We start from the raw sequence: 14,387 nt of genomic DNA, 5'->3' as shown, positions 1-14,387 counted from the left end.
GGGCCGGGCCGGTCTGGTGAACTGGCCCCATGACCAAGACCGTTGATCTCGCTCGCCGCTTCACCGCACTCCACGACCCCGCCGCCCCGCTGGCCTTGGCCAACGCCTGGGACGTCGTCAGCGCCCGCCTCGTCGAGGCCGCCGGCGCGCCCGCCGTCGCCACCACCAGCGCCGGCGTCGCCTGGTCCCTCGGCGCACCCGATGGGGACGCCCTGTCCCGCGACCGCGCGCTCGACCTCGTGGCCCGCGTGGCCGCAGCCGTCTCCGTCCCCGTAACGGCCGACATCGAGGGCGGCTTCGGCGCCGACGCCGCTGCGGTCGGCGAAACCGTCACCGGAGTCATTGCCGCCGGCGCGGTCGGCATCAACATCGAGGACGGCACCCGGGCCCCCGCCGACCACGCGGAGCGCGTGGCCGCGGCCCGTGCCGCCGCCGATGCCGCCGGGCTCCCGCTGTACATCAACGCCCGCATCGACACGTACCTGTTCGGCCTCGGGGAGCCGGAGGACCGCCTCGACGAGACCCTGGCCCGCGCCGCCTCCTACCTGCGGGCCGGCGCCACCGGCATCTTCGTCCCCGGCGTCACCGACCCGGCCACGGTCACCGAGCTCGTCAAGGGCATCGACGCCCCCCTCAACATCCTCGCCGGCCCCGGCGCCCCCTCCGTCACCGAGCTCGGCGCCCTCGGCGTGGCCCGCGTCAGCCTCGGCTCCTCGGTCGCGGAGGCCGCGTACGACGTGGTCCGCCGCGCCGCCGAGGAACTGATCGCGGGCGGCACGTACACCGCGCTCGACGGCTCCCTCCCGTACGGTGCGGTGAACGCCCTGTTCAAGGGCTGATCCTCGACGCGGTCCTCGCGCGGGGCGGAGGAACGGGCCCGGACCGGAGCGGGAGCCGGCGCCGGAGTCGGGCGCCGGAGTCCGGGGTCGGGCGCCGGGGGCGGGCCCGGGGCTCAGTCCTGCGCGGCCCGCTCGTACAGCGCCTTGGCCCGCTCGTCGAACAGCGCGGCCGTGGAGTCCACGTCCGTGTCCCCGCCGCTCAGCACGCCGATCAGCCGCCCCGGGTTCCCCGGCCCGCCCCGGTCGGCGATCCAGGGGCTTCCGCTGGTGCCCGTCCAGAATCCCGCGCAGCTGATGTACAGCATCGCGGGGTCCTCCTGGTCGTGGCCGGTCTGGGTGGTGCAGGAGACGGGCTTGTTCTGCGGGTTGCGGTCGGACTCCGGATAGCCCACCACCGTCACCTCGCGCTCGTACCCGGAGGTCCAGTCGGGCTTCGGGGCCTCCCCGGCCCCGCCGACCGCCTGCTGGACGGTACGGCCGTCCCCGTCCGGCTCGATGCTGAGGAAGGCGAAGTCGGCGGTGTCCTCGCCCCACTTCGTCCAGCGCTCGTCCACGTGGACCGCGCGCACCTTCCAGAGCCCGAGGGGTTGGCGGCCTGCGCCCTCCCCGGAGAAGGCGGGGGCGAAGGAGAGCTCACCGATCTCCCGGCCGTCGGGCGCGACCTCGCCGGGCCGGCCGTTCTCTCCGGCCGGGGCCACGCAGTGCGCGGCGGTCGCGACGACCGTGCCCTTCGGGCTGTCGACGACGCTCGCCGTGCACCAGTGCTCCCCATTCGCCATGAGCACGCCGACTCCGGGGAAGGGGTGCACCGCGTTCGCATCCTCGTCCGTCGCCTTGAGGAAGGCGACGGTCAACACCGCCGCGACCCCGGCGGCAGCCGCCGCGGACACACCCTTCACCACTGCGTTCATCGCACGCCGGGATCGGGGGTCGGCGCCGACATCACCTTGCTGATCCACTCCAGGGAGCCCTCCCTCATGCCGCGTACGTACGACTTTCCGTTGTGCTCACCATCCTGGATCACCTGCAGTCGGGTGTGCACAGGGCCCCTCCCGTACTCCTTCATGAACTTCTCGATCTGGTCGCGTCCGCCCTCCGCGGTGCCGATCTGGAAGTTGATGTAGACGTCCGGGCCGCCGGCCGTGATCAGCTGCGCGGCCAGCTTCTCCGGGTTGTTCTCGTCCATGGCCTGCCTGTTCCCCTTCCACAGCGGGGAATCGGGGACGATGTCGACCCCGCTCGCGATGGCCGCCTTGAAGCGCTCGGGGAACTTCAGGACGTGCTTGAACGCGCCGAAGCCGCCGGAGGAGGAGCCCATGAAGGCCCACCCGTCCCGGGAGGTGAAGGTGCGGAAATTGGCCCTCGTGAAATCCGGAACGTCATCGGCCATCCAGGTGCCCATCTTGGGCTCCCCGGGGATGTCCGAGCCGTCGAAGTGGTGCTTGGTGTCGGCGTTGATCACCGGCATGACGAGGATGAAGGGCAGGCTCGTACCCGCCTTCGCCCCGTCGATCACGGCTTGCTGCAAGCCGAGAGCCGGCCCGGTACCCCAGTAGTTCTTGGGGTAGCCGCGGCCTCCGGGCAGCGAGATCAGGACCGGAAACGCGCTCTTCGCGTACCTCGCCTCGTTGTACTCCTTCGGGACCCACACCCACACGTCACCGGTGAACCCGGACTTCGCGCCGGTCAACGTCGTCCGCGCGATCTGGGTGCCGTCGGGCATCCGGTGGGTACGGACGAACTCGGACTTCGGCCCGGTGGGCATGCTGACGCCCGGCCGGATGTCCTCGGCCGCGGCCGATTCCTGGACCTTCTCGAAGGAGACCGGATCCCCTATGTCCGAGAAGAGCCCGTACTTGTACGCCGCCGCACCGGCCCCGGCGGCGAGCGCGAACGCGAGCCCACCGCTGATCAAGAGCCTGCGCAGGCGCTGAGGACGACGGCGGCCCGTGGTCAGGGGGCCTTCCTCTGTCATGAGGCTGCCGTCGCCCTGAAGCTGGTCATGCTGCACGGAATTGTCCCGTTCCTTCTCCGGCGCTCCCGAAGAGCGCGGGTCGGACCGATCGGTCCCCCTTACACCCCTTACAGAGGTGTCAACGATCGGATGGGTTGCCTGGGACCGGGGCTTCGCGTTCTGCACCACCACGGTCGCGGGCTCCGTGCGTGCCGCCTGGTCAGCCGGCTTCGGGCCGGGGCGCCTTGAGCACCTTGCTGATCCACTCCAGGGAGCCTTCCTTCATGCCCCGGACGTAGTGCCAACCGTTGTGCTCGCCGTTGTGGATGTCGCGGATGGTCATCGTGATCGGCCCCTTGCCGAACTGCTGCTGGAAGGTGGTCATCCGCTCCTTCCCGCTCTCCTTGGTGCCTATCTGGAAGTTGATGTAGACCTCGGGGCCGTTGCCGTCGATCAGCTTCTTCGCGAGCTTCTCGGGGTTGTTCGCGTCCATCTCCGCCTGGTGGCCCTTCCAGAGCGGGGAGTCCGGAACGATCTCGCCGCCGCTGGCGATCACGGCCTTGAAACGGTCCGGGTACTGCAGGACGGTCTTCATGCCGACGAAGGCGCCGGAGGAGGAGCCCATGAAGGCCCAGCCGTCGCGGGACTTGTACGTGCGGAAGTTGGCCCGGGTGAAGTCGGGCACGTCCTCGGCGATCCAGGTGCCCATCTTGGGCTGGCCGGGTATGTCGGCGCCGTCGTAGTAGTACTTGTTGTCCGGGTTCAGCACCGGCATGATCACGATGAACGGCAGGCTGGTGCCGGCCTGGACGCCCTCGCTGATGGCCTTCTGCAGCCCCAGGCTGCGGTCGGCCCAGTAGTTGCTCGGGAAGCCGTTGCCACCGGGCAGGGCGATGAGCACCGGGAAGGCGCTCTTCTCGTACTTCGCCTCGTTGTACTCCTTCGGCGTCCAGACCCAGACGTCGCCCTCGAAGCCGGACTTCGCGCCCGCGAGGCGGGTCTTCGCGATGATCGTGCCGTCGTCGAGCTTGGCGGTCTGCTTGAAGTCGGACCTCGGGCCGGAGGGCAGGAGCACGTCCGGGTCCCCGGTGGGCTTGACGGGGGTCGGCACTGCGGCTGGGGACGAGCTGCCCGCGCCCGGGGCGGCGGAAGCCGGGGCAGGAGCCGGGCCCTTGCCGAAGCTCACGGAGTCGCCGTTGCCGGAGAACCATTCGAGCTTCCACGCGGCGAAGCCGCCGCCACCGAGCAGGACCGCGAAGGCCACGACGGCGCTGATCCACAGCGTCCGACGGGAGCGCTGCGGCTGCGGCTGCGGCTGCGGCTGCGGGGCGAGCGACTCGGAGGCGAGCGACTCGGAAACGAGCGGCTGGTCGTCAGGCCGCAACTGCTGCGGGTACTGGTGCACGAACTTCGCTCCGAACGGTCATGACTGCCCCTGGCGGAACAGAACGGCTGGACATCCCCTGGTTCTGATGTGCGAATCCCTCTGGTCAGTTCCACGTTCCGGCACGACATGACCTGGATCTCAGAACCCCGCGTCCCTGCCGGCAGAGCTCACCTCTGGGCGTCGAGGGCCTCCGCGCACCGCCCCAGCAGGCTGATCAGCAGCTCCCGTTCCTCCGCGGAGAACGCGGCGGCGAGCGCCCGCTCAACCCGTACGGCACCGGCGTCGGCCAGCTCCATCACGGCGCGCCCCTCGTCCGTGAGTCGGGTTTCGAGCACGTTGCGGTGCAATTCGTGCGGGGTGCGTTCGACGAGCCCGCGCTCCTGGAGGTTCTTCAGCACGGTGTTCATGGTCGGCGGCGTCACCCCGCACAGACGGGCGAGCGCAGCCGCGGAGATGCCCGGCTTCTCGGCGAGCCAGAGCAGCGCGGCGTACTGCGGAACCGTCACTGCGGCCGGCTTGCAGGCTGCGTTCTTGGCCGCGAGAAGCGCCTGTTCGGCGCGCTTGACGTGCGAGCCGATGCGCTCCTCGGGCGGCATGGAGGTCATCCCCGCATCATAAGACCGTTGCGAACATTAGAGCTCTAATCTATCTTCGTGGTCACCTACATAGAAGAGGACGTCCGTTGTGCTGAAGAAGCTCCTGCCCGCCACCTTCCTGACCCTGACCACGGCACTCACCCTCGGTGCCGCCCCGGCCGCGCAGGCCGACCCCGCCGCCCCGGCCGTCGAGGGCCGCGTCTCCACGGCCTTCACCCTCCCCGGCGAGAAGGTCTATCCCGAAGGCATAGCCACCGACCCCCGGAACCACACCGTCTACGTCGGCTCGTACGCGGACGGCAGCGTCTACCGGGCCCGCCCCGGCCACCGCACCGCCGAGGTCTTCCTGCCCGCAGGAACCGACGGCCGCCACACGGCGAACGGCCTGCGCGTGGATGCCCGTGGCCGCCTTTGGGTGACCGACTCCACGTCCGGGGTCTCCGTCTACGACACCGCCTCCGGCACGCGCCTGGCCCACTTCGAGGTGGCCGGGACCGGCGGGCACTTCGTCAACGACCTGACCATCACGCCGGACGGCACCGCCTACCTGACGGACAGTGTCCGGGCGGTCGTCTACCGCGTCACGCCGGCCCAGCTGGCCGCGGGCTCGGGCCCGCTGCTCCCGGCGTACGACCTGCGCGAGCACCTCACCCCGTCCCCGGCCGGCAGCTTCACGCTCAACGGCATCGTCTCGGACCCGGCGGGACGCTTCCTCCTCACCGTGGATATGACGGCGGGCGACCTCCACCGCATAGACCTGCGCACCGGCGCGGTATCCCGCGTCGCCCTCCAGGGCGGCGACCTCACCCACGCCGACGGCCTCGACCTCGCCCCCGACGGCACCCTGAGGGTGGCCCACAACACCACCAACACCCTGACCCGGTGGCACCTCAGCCCGGACGGCACCCGAGCCCGGCTGACCCGGACCTTCACGGACCCGGCGCTTCAGATCCCCACCACGCTGAACCACGCCCCGGGCCGGACGCTGGTGGTCCGCTCGCAGTTCGACAAGGGCGGCCCCATGAGCCCGGGCACTCCGACGACCTTCACGATCGCCTCGGTCCGCGGGTTCTGACGGCCGGCGGACCACGGCCACCGAGCGAGCGAGCGGGCGTGCTGACCGGGCGGGCGGACGGACGGACCGGGCGGGCACAGAACGGGCTCACCCGGCCCGCGCCCGGTCAGGGGGCAGCGCCGAGCCGCGCCTGCTCCTGTTCGACGATGCGCCGGGCCAGCGAGGTGTCCGACACGTCCACCGCCTCGGGCGTCGACTCCGCCAGGACGCTGCGCCGGGCGTACGCGTCGAACAGCCGCGCCTTGCGCCCCAGCACCTCCAGCATCCGCTGGTCCACCCCGTCGGTGGCGAGCAACCGGTGCACCCGCACGGCCCGCACCTGCCCCATCCGGTGGGCGCGGGCCACCGCCTGCTGCTCCATGGTCGGCTTGACCTGCGGCTCGCACAGGATCACCACGGACGCCGCCTGAAGATTGAGCCCGATGCCGCCCGCCTCGATCTGCGCGAGCAGCACCGCGTGCCCGGCCGCCGCGCCGAAACCGTCGACGAGCCGCTGTCTGCGTGCGGCCGGTACGGCCCCGCAGATCGGCCCGAAGAGCCGCCCTCCGTCCCCTCCGGGCGTTTGCCGCCCGAGCGCGTCCTCGACCACCCCCAGCACCTCCCGGAAGGAGGAGAACACCACCACCTTCAGCCCGTTGGCGGCGGCCTCCGCCACCAGTTCGCGCAGCCGCTGCAGCTTCGCCGACTTCTCCGGCTTCGCGTACGCGGCCCTGCGCATGGCCATGAAGTTGCCGGCCCGCACCGCCGCCCGGTAGGCGTCCCGGTCGCCCGCGCTCAGCTCCTCCCACTCGTCCGTCCACTGGAGCTCGGGCAGTTCGGCGAGTACGTCGCGCTGGTTGCGCCGCAGGTACGCCGGTGCAACCGCCTTGCGGAACGCCTTGGACCCGGCGACCCCGTCGACGTCCCCGATGCCGGAGGCCGCCTCGGGCTGGAGCACCCGTACGAGACTGCGGAACTCCGACACCCGGTTCTCCATCGGGGTGCCGGTCAGGAAGAGCACGTACGCGCACCGGCCCGCCCAGGCAGCCACCGCCAGGGACCGCTGCGCCCGCGGGTTCTTGACGTAGTGCGCCTCGTCCACGACGAGCATCCCCAGTTCTTCGGCGGCGAGTTCGGGGAACCCGGTCAGCGCCTGGAAGGTCGTCACGGCCACCCCGCCCTGCCCCCGCCAGTCCGCGAACGCGTCGTGCCGGTCGGGGCCGTGGAGGGCGACCGCGCGCAGAGTGCTGCGCGCCTCGATCTCGCGGGTCCAGTTGATCAGGACGCTGGCCGGGCAGACCACCAGGAAGTGGCTCTCCCCCTGCGCGGCGCGGTGCGCGAGGGCGGCGAGCGCCTGGATCGTCTTGCCCAGACCCATCTCGTCGCCGAGGATCACCCGCCGTTGGGCGAGGGCGAAACGGGCACCGAAGGACTGGTAGCCGCGCAACGAGACCCGACGGTGCGTGCCGTCGAGGGCCTGGGCGCGGACCCGTTCGGCCAGGGCGTCGGGCAGGAACCCCTCGGCCGCGGCCGGATCGGGGCCGCGGCCGGCGAGCTCGGCGGTCTCCGCGAGCAGGCCGTAGTACGCGGCGGAGCGCAGCTCGAAGTCCACCCAGGCCGCCGCCTCGTCGGCCGGGCCCCGCAGCAGGTCAACCGAGGCCTGCCCGAGCAGCAGCGCGACGTCTTTCCCGGCGGCCTCCCCGGTCAACCGGTCGATCTCCGCGACGGCGGCGAGCGCCCGTGCCCGCCGCTCCCGGCCCGAGAACCACATCCGTAGCCGGCGGCGGGCCGGCCGGGCGTCCGCCAGCAGCGGTCCGAGACCGGTGTCCAACTGCTGGGCCGCCTCGGCGGCCCGGCGCGCTTCGGGCCCGGCCTCGACGAGCAGGTGCAGCGCGATCACCAGCGCGGTGGTCGCGGGCTCCGGGCGGTCCACGTCGAGGTGCACGGCGACGGTCTCCCCGACGGCCTCGGCGAGCTGCCGCGCGGCGCCGACCGCCTGGTCGGCGGTTTGCTGCCCGACGCCGGGGATCTGCCGAAGGCGGTAGCTGCCCGCGTCCAACACCTTCTGCACGGTGTCGAATCCGGCCGCCTCGATGGCGGCCACCCGCAGCCGCCCCTCCGTGACCCGGGTCAGCCGGTCCACGGGAATCCGCCGGAGTTCGCAGCGTGCCAGCTCCTCGTGGATCGGGGCCCAGGCCTCCCGTACGCCCTCGACGGCCCGCCGGTGGTCGGCCAGCAGCCCGCGCGCCGCCGCGTGCAGCCGCTCGCCCGCGTCGATCACCTCGGACGCCCTGCGCCGCATGCCCCTCACCCCTCGACTGCTCCCGGCCCCGCCGGGGGACGACTGCACGCAACCTACCGCCCGGCTCCGTCATCGAAGTCCCGCCCGACCCGCGACGACCGGGCCCGGCGACGGGTGGGCCTCGGGGCTGTCCCGTAGTCCCCGGCGGGCGCACGACGACAGCCACGGCACCTCGCCGCGTTGTCGGAACGCCCGAATAGGCACAGTATGAGGGCGCCCCTCCGCCTTGTGATGCACCGCATCTGACGCCGTGCGCTGATCCACCAGGGATCACCGGACAGCCTCAGCGGTAGGAGGGCCGCGCCCGGACGAGTACGGCCAGTGTCGTCAGGGTGACGACCCCGGCGGACTCGATGAGGAGGGTGGGACGCGCCAGTTCCGCGTCGAGGGATTCCCGGAAGCCGAAGAGTCCCGTGGTGAGGCCGAGGACCAGCCCGGCGAGGGTGCCTGCCGTGAGCAGGGCTCCGAGGGCGGCCGTGGCGCCGAGGTACCGGGCGGGGGCCGCCACGAGCGCGAGCGCCAGCAGCCCGCCGCCGATGCCGTTGAGCAGGAAGAGGACGCCGATCACGTCGAGGTCCGCGTAGCCCGTGGCCCAGAGGCGCAGGTGGATCGCGGCCATGGCCGCGGTGAGGCCGGCGCCGAGCAGCCGCAGGGCGAGGACTGCGCCCGCGTGCGCAGCGGCCCGCTCGGTGCCCGGCCCCGCGGCCCGCTCAGTAGCCATTGACCGCACCACCCACGGTGATCTCCGTCTTCATCCCGAGGTCCTTGTGCCCGTCGACGGGGCAGTAGAGCTCGTACGAGCCGTTCTTGAGGGTGATGTCGAACGTCCCGCTCTCCCCCGGAGCCAGGGTCTTGGAGCGCTGGTCGCCGCCCGGGCCCTCGACCTCAAGGGCGTGGTCGTGGTGGCCGGTGTTCTTGACGGTGAACGTGTAGGCGCCGGCCGCGAACGTCTTCTGGGACAGGGCGATGTGGAAGTCGCTCAGGTCGGCCGTGACGTGGGTCGCGGCGGACTGCGCGCTCCTGGTCGGCGGGGGCACGGTGGGCGCCGTCGAGCCGCCTCCCCCGCCCCCGCAGCCGGCGAGCACGCCCGCCAGCACTCCGGCAGCCAGCGCCGGCCCCATACGCCTGTGCGTGAGTGTTCCTGTCATGGCTCGGCCCTCCGCAGAAGTTCAGTCCCAGGGGATACGGACGAAGGGCCCCGGAAGATTGACCGGACCGGTCGGATTACGAGGAGGAGAATGAGGGGGTGTTTCACCGCGTACCCGGACCAATCCGTTCGGGGCGGCCGACCGTACCCACTTCTGTGCAGAGAATGGGCCTCCCGCTCGGGCGGACGCCGGACGAGGTTTTGCTCTCGGGCCTGGCGACGGGCGATCCCGAGATCGCCGTCGCGTTCGTGCGCAGGTTCCAGCGCACGGTGTTCGGCGTGGCCTACGCCGTCGTCGGCGATCTGCAGCTCGCCGAGGACGTGGCGCAGCAGACGTTCGAGCGGGCCTGGCGACACGCGCAGGTCTACGATGCGCGCCGCGGGTCGGTACGGACCTGGCTGACCACGATCGCGCACCACCTGGCGATCGACGCCGTCCGGGCCCGCCGGGCCAGCCCGGTCGCCCCCGAGGACCTGGACGCGCTCCTCGACATCGTGACGGAGACCCCCGAGCAGCACGCGCTCGCCTCCGAGACGTCCGCGGGGGTACGGGCGGCCGTGGCGGCCCTGCCCCGGGAACAGGCCCGCGCCCTGGTGATGGCGGGGATCTACGGGATGACCGCGCAGCAGATCGCCGACATGGAGGGGATACCACTCGGCACCGCCAAGACGCGGATCCGGACGGCGATGCACAGGTTGCGGACGACCCTGGGGGCCGAGGAGAGCCTGCAATGACCGAGATGACCTGCGAGCAGCTGAGGGAACTCGACGCCGAGCTGGCACTGGGCATCCTTCCGGCCCAGGAGCGTGCCCGGGCGTTCGCCCACCTGGGCCACTGCCCCGGCTGCCGGGTGCACATCGAGCAGCTGGCCCTGGTCGGTGACGGCCTGCTCGGCCTGCTGCCGGGCACGGAGCCCCCGGTCGGCTTCGAGTCCCGCGTCACCACCCGCCTCCAGCCGCCGCCGGCGGCGGCGCCACCGGCCCGGCGCAGGCCGCTGCTGCTCCGGCCCAGACTCGCGGTCGCGGCGGCGGTCCTGGCCGTGGCGTGCGGCTTCGGCGGCTGGGCGGTGGGCACGGCGATCGAACAGGCCTCGGGGCCCGCGTCCCCCACCGCCCCTACGAACGCCGCACTGCTCCAGGCGCCGCTGCTCTCGGAAGGCCGCGAGGTGGGCCGGATCTTCGCCCATCCGGGCGCCCGTCCGGGCGAGGCGGGCTGGGTGTACATGTCGGTGGACCTGGAGGGGGCGTCGTTCCAGGTGCGCTGCGTCCTCGACCACACGGACGGCACGACCACGCGCCTCGGCACGTTCCCCCTCCGGGACGGATACGGCTACTGGGCCGCGAGGGCGGACGTGGACCCGGCCACCCTGTCGGGCGCCCGGCTCCTCGACCCGTCCGGCACGGTCCTCGCCACGGCCCGCTTCACCTGACCGAACACCGCCACGCACCTCGCTCGGCTCGCTCAGTTGCTCGGCCTCACGGCTCACTCGGCGATCTCGGTCCGCTCCCACCACTCGTACACGGGCAGCCGCCCTTCGGGGCTGTCCTGGTACCGCGACGTGCCCTTGAAGTGCTCGTACCCGCCGCGGTGCGGGATCTTCAGGTCTTCTCCTGGGGTGGTGACCGAAACGATCCGCTCCAGCAGATCGTCCGGTCCACCCTCCAGCAGTGCTTTGACGGCCATACCCCCAGTCTGGTCACCGCGGAAGGCCCCCGCACCTCGGGCGATCACCGAACGTGACGCTCCGACATGCATGAGTCACGACCCGGTGTCAGGGTGGTGGTCGTCCCCCTCCCCCCTCATCGAGGAGTGAACCGACATGGTCAAGAAGCAAACCCCCCAGGACAAGGCCAACAAGCTCAAGGAGCAGGCCAAGCAGAAGATGCAGGAGGCCAAGCGCCAGGCGAAGGACCCCCGGTCCATGTCGGACGACATGGAGACCCGCGAGGAGCACCCGCGCTCGTCGGACACATCCCGCGGTTTCTAGCAGCACCCGCGAGAGGCGCGCCCGCCCCATCGGGCGCGCCTCCGCAGCCCGCACCGGGCACCGGACACCGGCGGAGACCGCCCACACCGGGTGTGCGGCGCAGGGAAATCCGTAGCACGCCGACCGGAGCGTCGATGACACTGAGCAGGTGAACCGCCGCTTTCCCTGCCCTTGCTGCGGGCACCTCGTCCTGGGCGAGATGCCCGGCTCCTACGAGATCTGCCCCGTCTGTTTCTGGGAGGACGACGGGGTGCAGTTCCGCTGGCCGACCACGTCCGTCGGAGCCAACCGGGTCTCCCTCGTAGAGGCGCAGCTCAACTACCAGGACTTCGGCGCCTGCGACCAGCACGGCCGACAGTACGTTCGACCCCCGGCGGCGGACGAGCCGCTCGACCCTGCCTGGCGCCCCATCGACCTGACCCGCGACTCCTTCGAAGACTGGGAAGCAGAGGCACGGGCCCCGTGGCCCGACGACCACTCGGTGCTCTGCTGGTGGCTTCCCACCTTCTGGCGCCGCGAGCACCCGGCGCCGTGATCACGTGGGCTTCGGCCCCGCCGCGCAAGCAGGAACGAGCCGCGGCCGGCTCCGGCCGGACCGCGCACCAGGACGGCCGAAGGCGGTCCGGAGCCACCCGCATCGGCTCCGGACCGCCTCCTGTTGCTGCCCTACGCACCGCCGGTATCTTCCGCCGCACGCTCCAACGATCCATGCCGTTCGAGATCAGGTCAGCACGGGTGCCCTCCCACCCGGAACCGCTCCACGGTCAGTAGTGATACCGGGCAGCAAGGATGACGATCTCCCTGTCCGTAACCAGGTGGACGAGGCGGTGCTCATCGTCGATCCGTCGAGACCAAGCCCCCGGCAAGTGGTACTTCAGCGGCTCGGGCTTGCCGATTCCCGAGAACGGGTCACGCCTGACGTCCTCGATGAGCTTGTTGATCCGGGCGAGCATCTTGCGGTCGTTCTTGAGCCAGGACGTGTAGTCCTCCCAGCCCTGATCCTCGAAGACAAGCCTCACGCGGCACCCGCACCCGCGTCCGCCGGGTCCGGATCGATCAGCTCTCGCTCCGATACGTTGATGTTGGCCAGGGCGTTCTCGTACGCCTTGAGCAACCGGCGAGCGTTCGCCGGGGAGCGCAGCAGGTACGAGCCCTCACGCAGTGCCGCATAGTCCTCGGCCGAGACGAGCACGGCGTTCCCATGCTTGGAGACGATCTCGATGGCCTCGTGGTTCTCGTTGACCTTCTTGATCAGCGGAAAGAGTTCCTTGCGGGCTTCGCTCGCGGTTATGGACATGACCTGACCTCTTCCCTCAAGTGGTACCTAATAACGTACCACTCCCAGCGCCATCTCGGCACGGGAAAGAACAAGGCGCCGACTCCCGGAGGGGTCGCCCCCCGGAGGAGTCACCCCCTTCTGACCTGCATGTTTGGGCGCGCCCTCCCCCCTCCTCACGGCACGTACCGCGTCGAGCCCGGCGTGACTGCCTGCGGGCTGGGCAGCCTCCCGCAAGGCGGAGGGTGAAGCGCCGAGCCGCCTCCCGCCGCCATGGCCGTTCGCGCCCACAGAGTTACCACCGTCGGTAGGATCGACACCATGAGCAGTAGCAGAAAATACTCCATCAGCCTGCCCGAGGACCTTGCCGAGGCCGTACGCGCCCATGTCGGACCCGGCGGCTTCTCCGCCTACGTCGCCGAAGCCCTGGAACAACGGGTCGCCATGGACAAGCTCCGGGAGATCGTCGCCGACTTCGAGACCGACAATGACGAGCTCACCCGCGAGGAGGTCGAGGCCGCCCGCGGGCTGCTGCGCCATGACCACCGACAGGCCGGCGGGGCCGCCGCCTGATGCCCGGCACCCTACTGCTCGACAGCGAAGGCCTCTCGAAGCTCTACCGCAAGGACCGCGCCGTCGTGGCTCTGGTCCAGGCGGCATCAGAGGAGGGCGTCCGCGTGGCCACCAGCGCCATGACCACTCTTGAGGCCGATTACGAGCGGATCCACCCGGCCCGCATCAAGTGGATCCTCTCCCGCGTCGACATTCACGACGTCACCAGAGAGGTCACCGACGAAGCCGCCGCCCTCCTTCGCGCCCATCACCTCCACGGCCACAGGTACGCCATCGACGCCGCCTTCGCCGTCATCGCCCGCACCGCACCCCAGCCGGTCACCGTCCTGACCTCCGATCCCGAGGATCTGACGGTCCTGTGCGGCCCTGCCGTAGAGGTCGTCAAGGTCTGAGCGCCGGCCACAATCCATGGCACACGGGCGGGACCTGCAACGAAACTGCGCAGGTGAGCGACTCCTCCCCCTGCCCGTGCTGCGGGCACCGCGTGCTGGGCACGATGCCCGGCTCGTACGAAATCCGCCCGTCTGCTTCTGGGAGGACGACGGGGTCCAGTTCCGCTGGCCGACCATGGCCGGCGGCATCACCCATCCAGCCCGGTGGGAAGTCGTCCAGAACGTCCAGCGCCACTCGGACGGCCTCACCCTGGGCCCGTGGTGTACACATGGAACACTCGGTACACTTGGGCTCATGACTCAGCCGCTGCCCATAGAGTCCATCCGCGACGTACGCGCTCACTTGGCCGAAGTCGTCGAACGGGCTGACCGCGACGACGTGCCCACTGTCATCACCCGGCGCGGCAAGCAGGTCGCCGCCGTGGTCTCGATCGAGGTACTGCGCAAGTACCAGGAGTGGGAGGAGCGCGAGATCAACCGCATCATCGATGAGCGTATGGCGAGCCCGGCCGCCGGCGTCCCGATCGAGGACGTGATGAGGGAGACGCTGGCACGCAGTGAGTGACTACCGCACGGTGTTCCGGCCCGAGGCCCAGGCCGAGCTGCGCAAGATCCCGCGCGACATGGCGCTTCGCATCCTGGCCAAACTGACAGAGCTGGAGAGCGACCCCTTCGGCTTCAACACCGCCCCACTCGTATCCCAGCCCGAGCGCCGCCGCCTACGGGTCGGCGACTACCGTGTCGTCTACACGATCGACAACGGGGAGCTGGTGGTGTGGGTCGTACACGTCGGCCACCGTTCCACGGTCTACGACACGTAGCCGCTCCAGGTTCTGCGGACTGCTGCGGACAGCTTGAGCTGCGGGCCGCTACCGTGAA

At 71.1% G+C, this 14,387-nt stretch carries 20 protein-coding genes; 10 read left to right on the top strand and 10 right to left on the bottom strand.

The genetic code is table 11. The features are described from left to right. The first annotated feature begins 29 nt into the window (after nucleotides 1-29). Nucleotides 30-839, top strand: a complete 810-nt coding sequence (locus tag ABZZ20_RS04465; protein ID WP_356866619.1) for an isocitrate lyase/phosphoenolpyruvate mutase family protein — start codon at nucleotides 30-32, stop codon at nucleotides 837-839. A gap of 113 nt (nucleotides 840-952) precedes the next feature. Here the strand turns inward: ABZZ20_RS04465 and ABZZ20_RS04460 are convergent, their stop codons facing one another. From ABZZ20_RS04460 to ABZZ20_RS04445, 4 genes are all read right to left on the bottom strand, one after another. Continuing rightward, on the bottom strand, nucleotides 953-1,750 hold the full coding sequence (locus ABZZ20_RS04460) for a serine protease (RefSeq protein ID WP_356866617.1): 798 nt from the start codon (nucleotides 1,748-1,750) through the stop codon (nucleotides 953-955). Next, nucleotides 1,747-2,814 carry an alpha/beta hydrolase-fold protein gene (locus ABZZ20_RS04455; protein ID WP_356866615.1) on the bottom strand — a complete coding sequence of 356 codons (1,068 nt, stop codon included), beginning with the start codon at nucleotides 2,812-2,814 and terminating at the stop codon, nucleotides 1,747-1,749. The genes ABZZ20_RS04460 and ABZZ20_RS04455 overlap by 4 nt, the downstream gene beginning before the upstream one ends. A 199-nt stretch (nucleotides 2,815-3,013) precedes the next feature. Further along, on the bottom strand, nucleotides 3,014-4,198 hold the full coding sequence (locus ABZZ20_RS04450) for an alpha/beta hydrolase-fold protein (RefSeq protein ID WP_356866613.1): 1,185 nt from the start codon (nucleotides 4,196-4,198) through the stop codon (nucleotides 3,014-3,016). 149 nt (nucleotides 4,199-4,347) lie between these two features. After that, nucleotides 4,348-4,785 carry a MarR family transcriptional regulator gene (locus ABZZ20_RS04445; protein ID WP_356866611.1) on the bottom strand — a complete coding sequence of 146 codons (438 nt, stop codon included), beginning with the start codon at nucleotides 4,783-4,785 and terminating at the stop codon, nucleotides 4,348-4,350. A gap of 79 nt (nucleotides 4,786-4,864) precedes the next feature. On the opposite strand from ABZZ20_RS04445, the gene ABZZ20_RS04440 reads away from it, so the two are divergent. Then, complete coding sequence (locus ABZZ20_RS04440) at nucleotides 4,865-5,851, top strand: SMP-30/gluconolactonase/LRE family protein (RefSeq protein WP_356866609.1); 987 nt, start codon at nucleotides 4,865-4,867, stop codon at nucleotides 5,849-5,851. A 106-nt stretch (nucleotides 5,852-5,957) separates the two neighbouring features. On the opposite strand, the gene ABZZ20_RS04435 is transcribed toward ABZZ20_RS04440, so the two are convergent. The 3 genes from ABZZ20_RS04435 to ABZZ20_RS04425 all read right to left on the bottom strand — a co-directional run bounded on the left by ABZZ20_RS04435 (nucleotide 5,958) and on the right by ABZZ20_RS04425 (nucleotide 9,280). Beyond that, on the bottom strand, nucleotides 5,958-8,132 hold the full coding sequence (locus tag ABZZ20_RS04435; protein WP_356866607.1) for a DEAD/DEAH box helicase: 2,175 nt from the start codon (nucleotides 8,130-8,132) through the stop codon (nucleotides 5,958-5,960). A 283-nt stretch (nucleotides 8,133-8,415) separates the two neighbouring features. After that, entirely contained in the window at nucleotides 8,416-8,853 is a 438-nt protein-coding gene (locus tag ABZZ20_RS04430; protein ID WP_356866605.1) for a hypothetical protein, read from the bottom strand. Further along, nucleotides 8,843-9,280: a copper-binding protein gene (locus ABZZ20_RS04425; RefSeq protein ID WP_356866603.1), complete on the bottom strand. Its 438-nt coding sequence runs from the start codon at nucleotides 9,278-9,280 to the stop codon at nucleotides 8,843-8,845. The genes ABZZ20_RS04430 and ABZZ20_RS04425 overlap by 11 nt, the downstream gene beginning before the upstream one ends. Before the next feature lie 164 nt (nucleotides 9,281-9,444). Between ABZZ20_RS04425 and ABZZ20_RS04420 the strand changes: the two genes are divergently transcribed. Together ABZZ20_RS04420 and ABZZ20_RS04415 are read left to right on the top strand one after the other, a co-directional pair. Then, nucleotides 9,445-10,014 carry an RNA polymerase sigma factor gene (locus ABZZ20_RS04420; protein ID WP_356866602.1) on the top strand — a complete coding sequence of 190 codons (570 nt, stop codon included), beginning with the start codon at nucleotides 9,445-9,447 and terminating at the stop codon, nucleotides 10,012-10,014. After that, nucleotides 10,011-10,709: a hypothetical protein gene (locus ABZZ20_RS04415; protein ID WP_356866600.1), complete on the top strand. Its 699-nt coding sequence runs from the start codon at nucleotides 10,011-10,013 to the stop codon at nucleotides 10,707-10,709. Before ABZZ20_RS04420 ends, ABZZ20_RS04415 begins: the two co-directional genes overlap by 4 nt. Before the next feature lie 53 nt (nucleotides 10,710-10,762). Here the strand turns inward: ABZZ20_RS04415 and ABZZ20_RS04410 are convergent, their stop codons facing one another. Continuing rightward, nucleotides 10,763-10,963 carry a DUF5988 family protein gene (locus tag ABZZ20_RS04410; protein ID WP_356866598.1) on the bottom strand — a complete coding sequence of 67 codons (201 nt, stop codon included), beginning with the start codon at nucleotides 10,961-10,963 and terminating at the stop codon, nucleotides 10,763-10,765. 136 nt (nucleotides 10,964-11,099) lie between these two features. Here ABZZ20_RS04410 and ABZZ20_RS04405 point away from each other — a divergent pair, with 136 nt between their 5' ends. Both ABZZ20_RS04405 and ABZZ20_RS04400 read left to right on the top strand, forming a co-directional pair. Continuing rightward, nucleotides 11,100-11,267 (top strand): hypothetical protein, encoded by a 168-nt coding sequence (locus ABZZ20_RS04405; RefSeq protein WP_356866596.1) that lies wholly within the window; start codon nucleotides 11,100-11,102, stop codon nucleotides 11,265-11,267. A 148-nt stretch (nucleotides 11,268-11,415) separates the two neighbouring features. Continuing rightward, nucleotides 11,416-11,802: a CPCC family cysteine-rich protein gene (locus tag ABZZ20_RS04400; RefSeq protein ID WP_356866594.1), complete on the top strand. Its 387-nt coding sequence runs from the start codon at nucleotides 11,416-11,418 to the stop codon at nucleotides 11,800-11,802. 229 nt (nucleotides 11,803-12,031) lie between these two features. On the opposite strand, the gene ABZZ20_RS04395 is transcribed toward ABZZ20_RS04400, so the two are convergent. After that, entirely contained in the window at nucleotides 12,032-12,286 is a 255-nt protein-coding gene (locus tag ABZZ20_RS04395) for a Txe/YoeB family addiction module toxin (RefSeq protein WP_356866592.1), read from the bottom strand. After that, nucleotides 12,283-12,564: a type II toxin-antitoxin system prevent-host-death family antitoxin gene (locus ABZZ20_RS04390; RefSeq protein ID WP_356866590.1), complete on the bottom strand. Its 282-nt coding sequence runs from the start codon at nucleotides 12,562-12,564 to the stop codon at nucleotides 12,283-12,285. The genes ABZZ20_RS04395 and ABZZ20_RS04390 overlap by 4 nt, the downstream gene beginning before the upstream one ends. 300 nt (nucleotides 12,565-12,864) lie before the next feature. Here ABZZ20_RS04390 and ABZZ20_RS04385 point away from each other — a divergent pair, with 300 nt between their 5' ends. The 4 genes from ABZZ20_RS04385 (at nucleotide 12,865) to ABZZ20_RS04370 (ending at nucleotide 14,329) form a co-directional block, all read left to right on the top strand. Next, complete coding sequence (locus tag ABZZ20_RS04385) at nucleotides 12,865-13,116, top strand: hypothetical protein (RefSeq protein WP_356866588.1); 252 nt, start codon at nucleotides 12,865-12,867, stop codon at nucleotides 13,114-13,116. Next, on the top strand, nucleotides 13,116-13,508 hold the full coding sequence (locus tag ABZZ20_RS04380; protein ID WP_356866586.1) for a DNA-binding protein: 393 nt from the start codon (nucleotides 13,116-13,118) through the stop codon (nucleotides 13,506-13,508). The genes ABZZ20_RS04385 and ABZZ20_RS04380 overlap by 1 nt, the downstream gene beginning before the upstream one ends. Nucleotides 13,509-13,803: 295 nt before the next feature. Continuing rightward, nucleotides 13,804-14,073 (top strand): type II toxin-antitoxin system Phd/YefM family antitoxin, encoded by a 270-nt coding sequence (locus ABZZ20_RS04375; RefSeq protein WP_060180502.1) that lies wholly within the window; start codon nucleotides 13,804-13,806, stop codon nucleotides 14,071-14,073. Further along, entirely contained in the window at nucleotides 14,066-14,329 is a 264-nt protein-coding gene (locus ABZZ20_RS04370; protein ID WP_356866584.1) for a type II toxin-antitoxin system RelE/ParE family toxin, read from the top strand. The genes ABZZ20_RS04375 and ABZZ20_RS04370 overlap by 8 nt, the downstream gene beginning before the upstream one ends. Nucleotides 14,330-14,387 lie beyond the last annotated feature (58 nt).

Origin of the sequence: Streptomyces sp. NPDC006430 (genome assembly GCF_040612395.1) — a bacterium.
In the GTDB taxonomy this organism is placed as follows: domain Bacteria; phylum Actinomycetota; class Actinomycetes; order Streptomycetales; family Streptomycetaceae; genus Streptomyces.
This window is presented reverse-complemented; position numbering and strand designations above follow the sequence as displayed.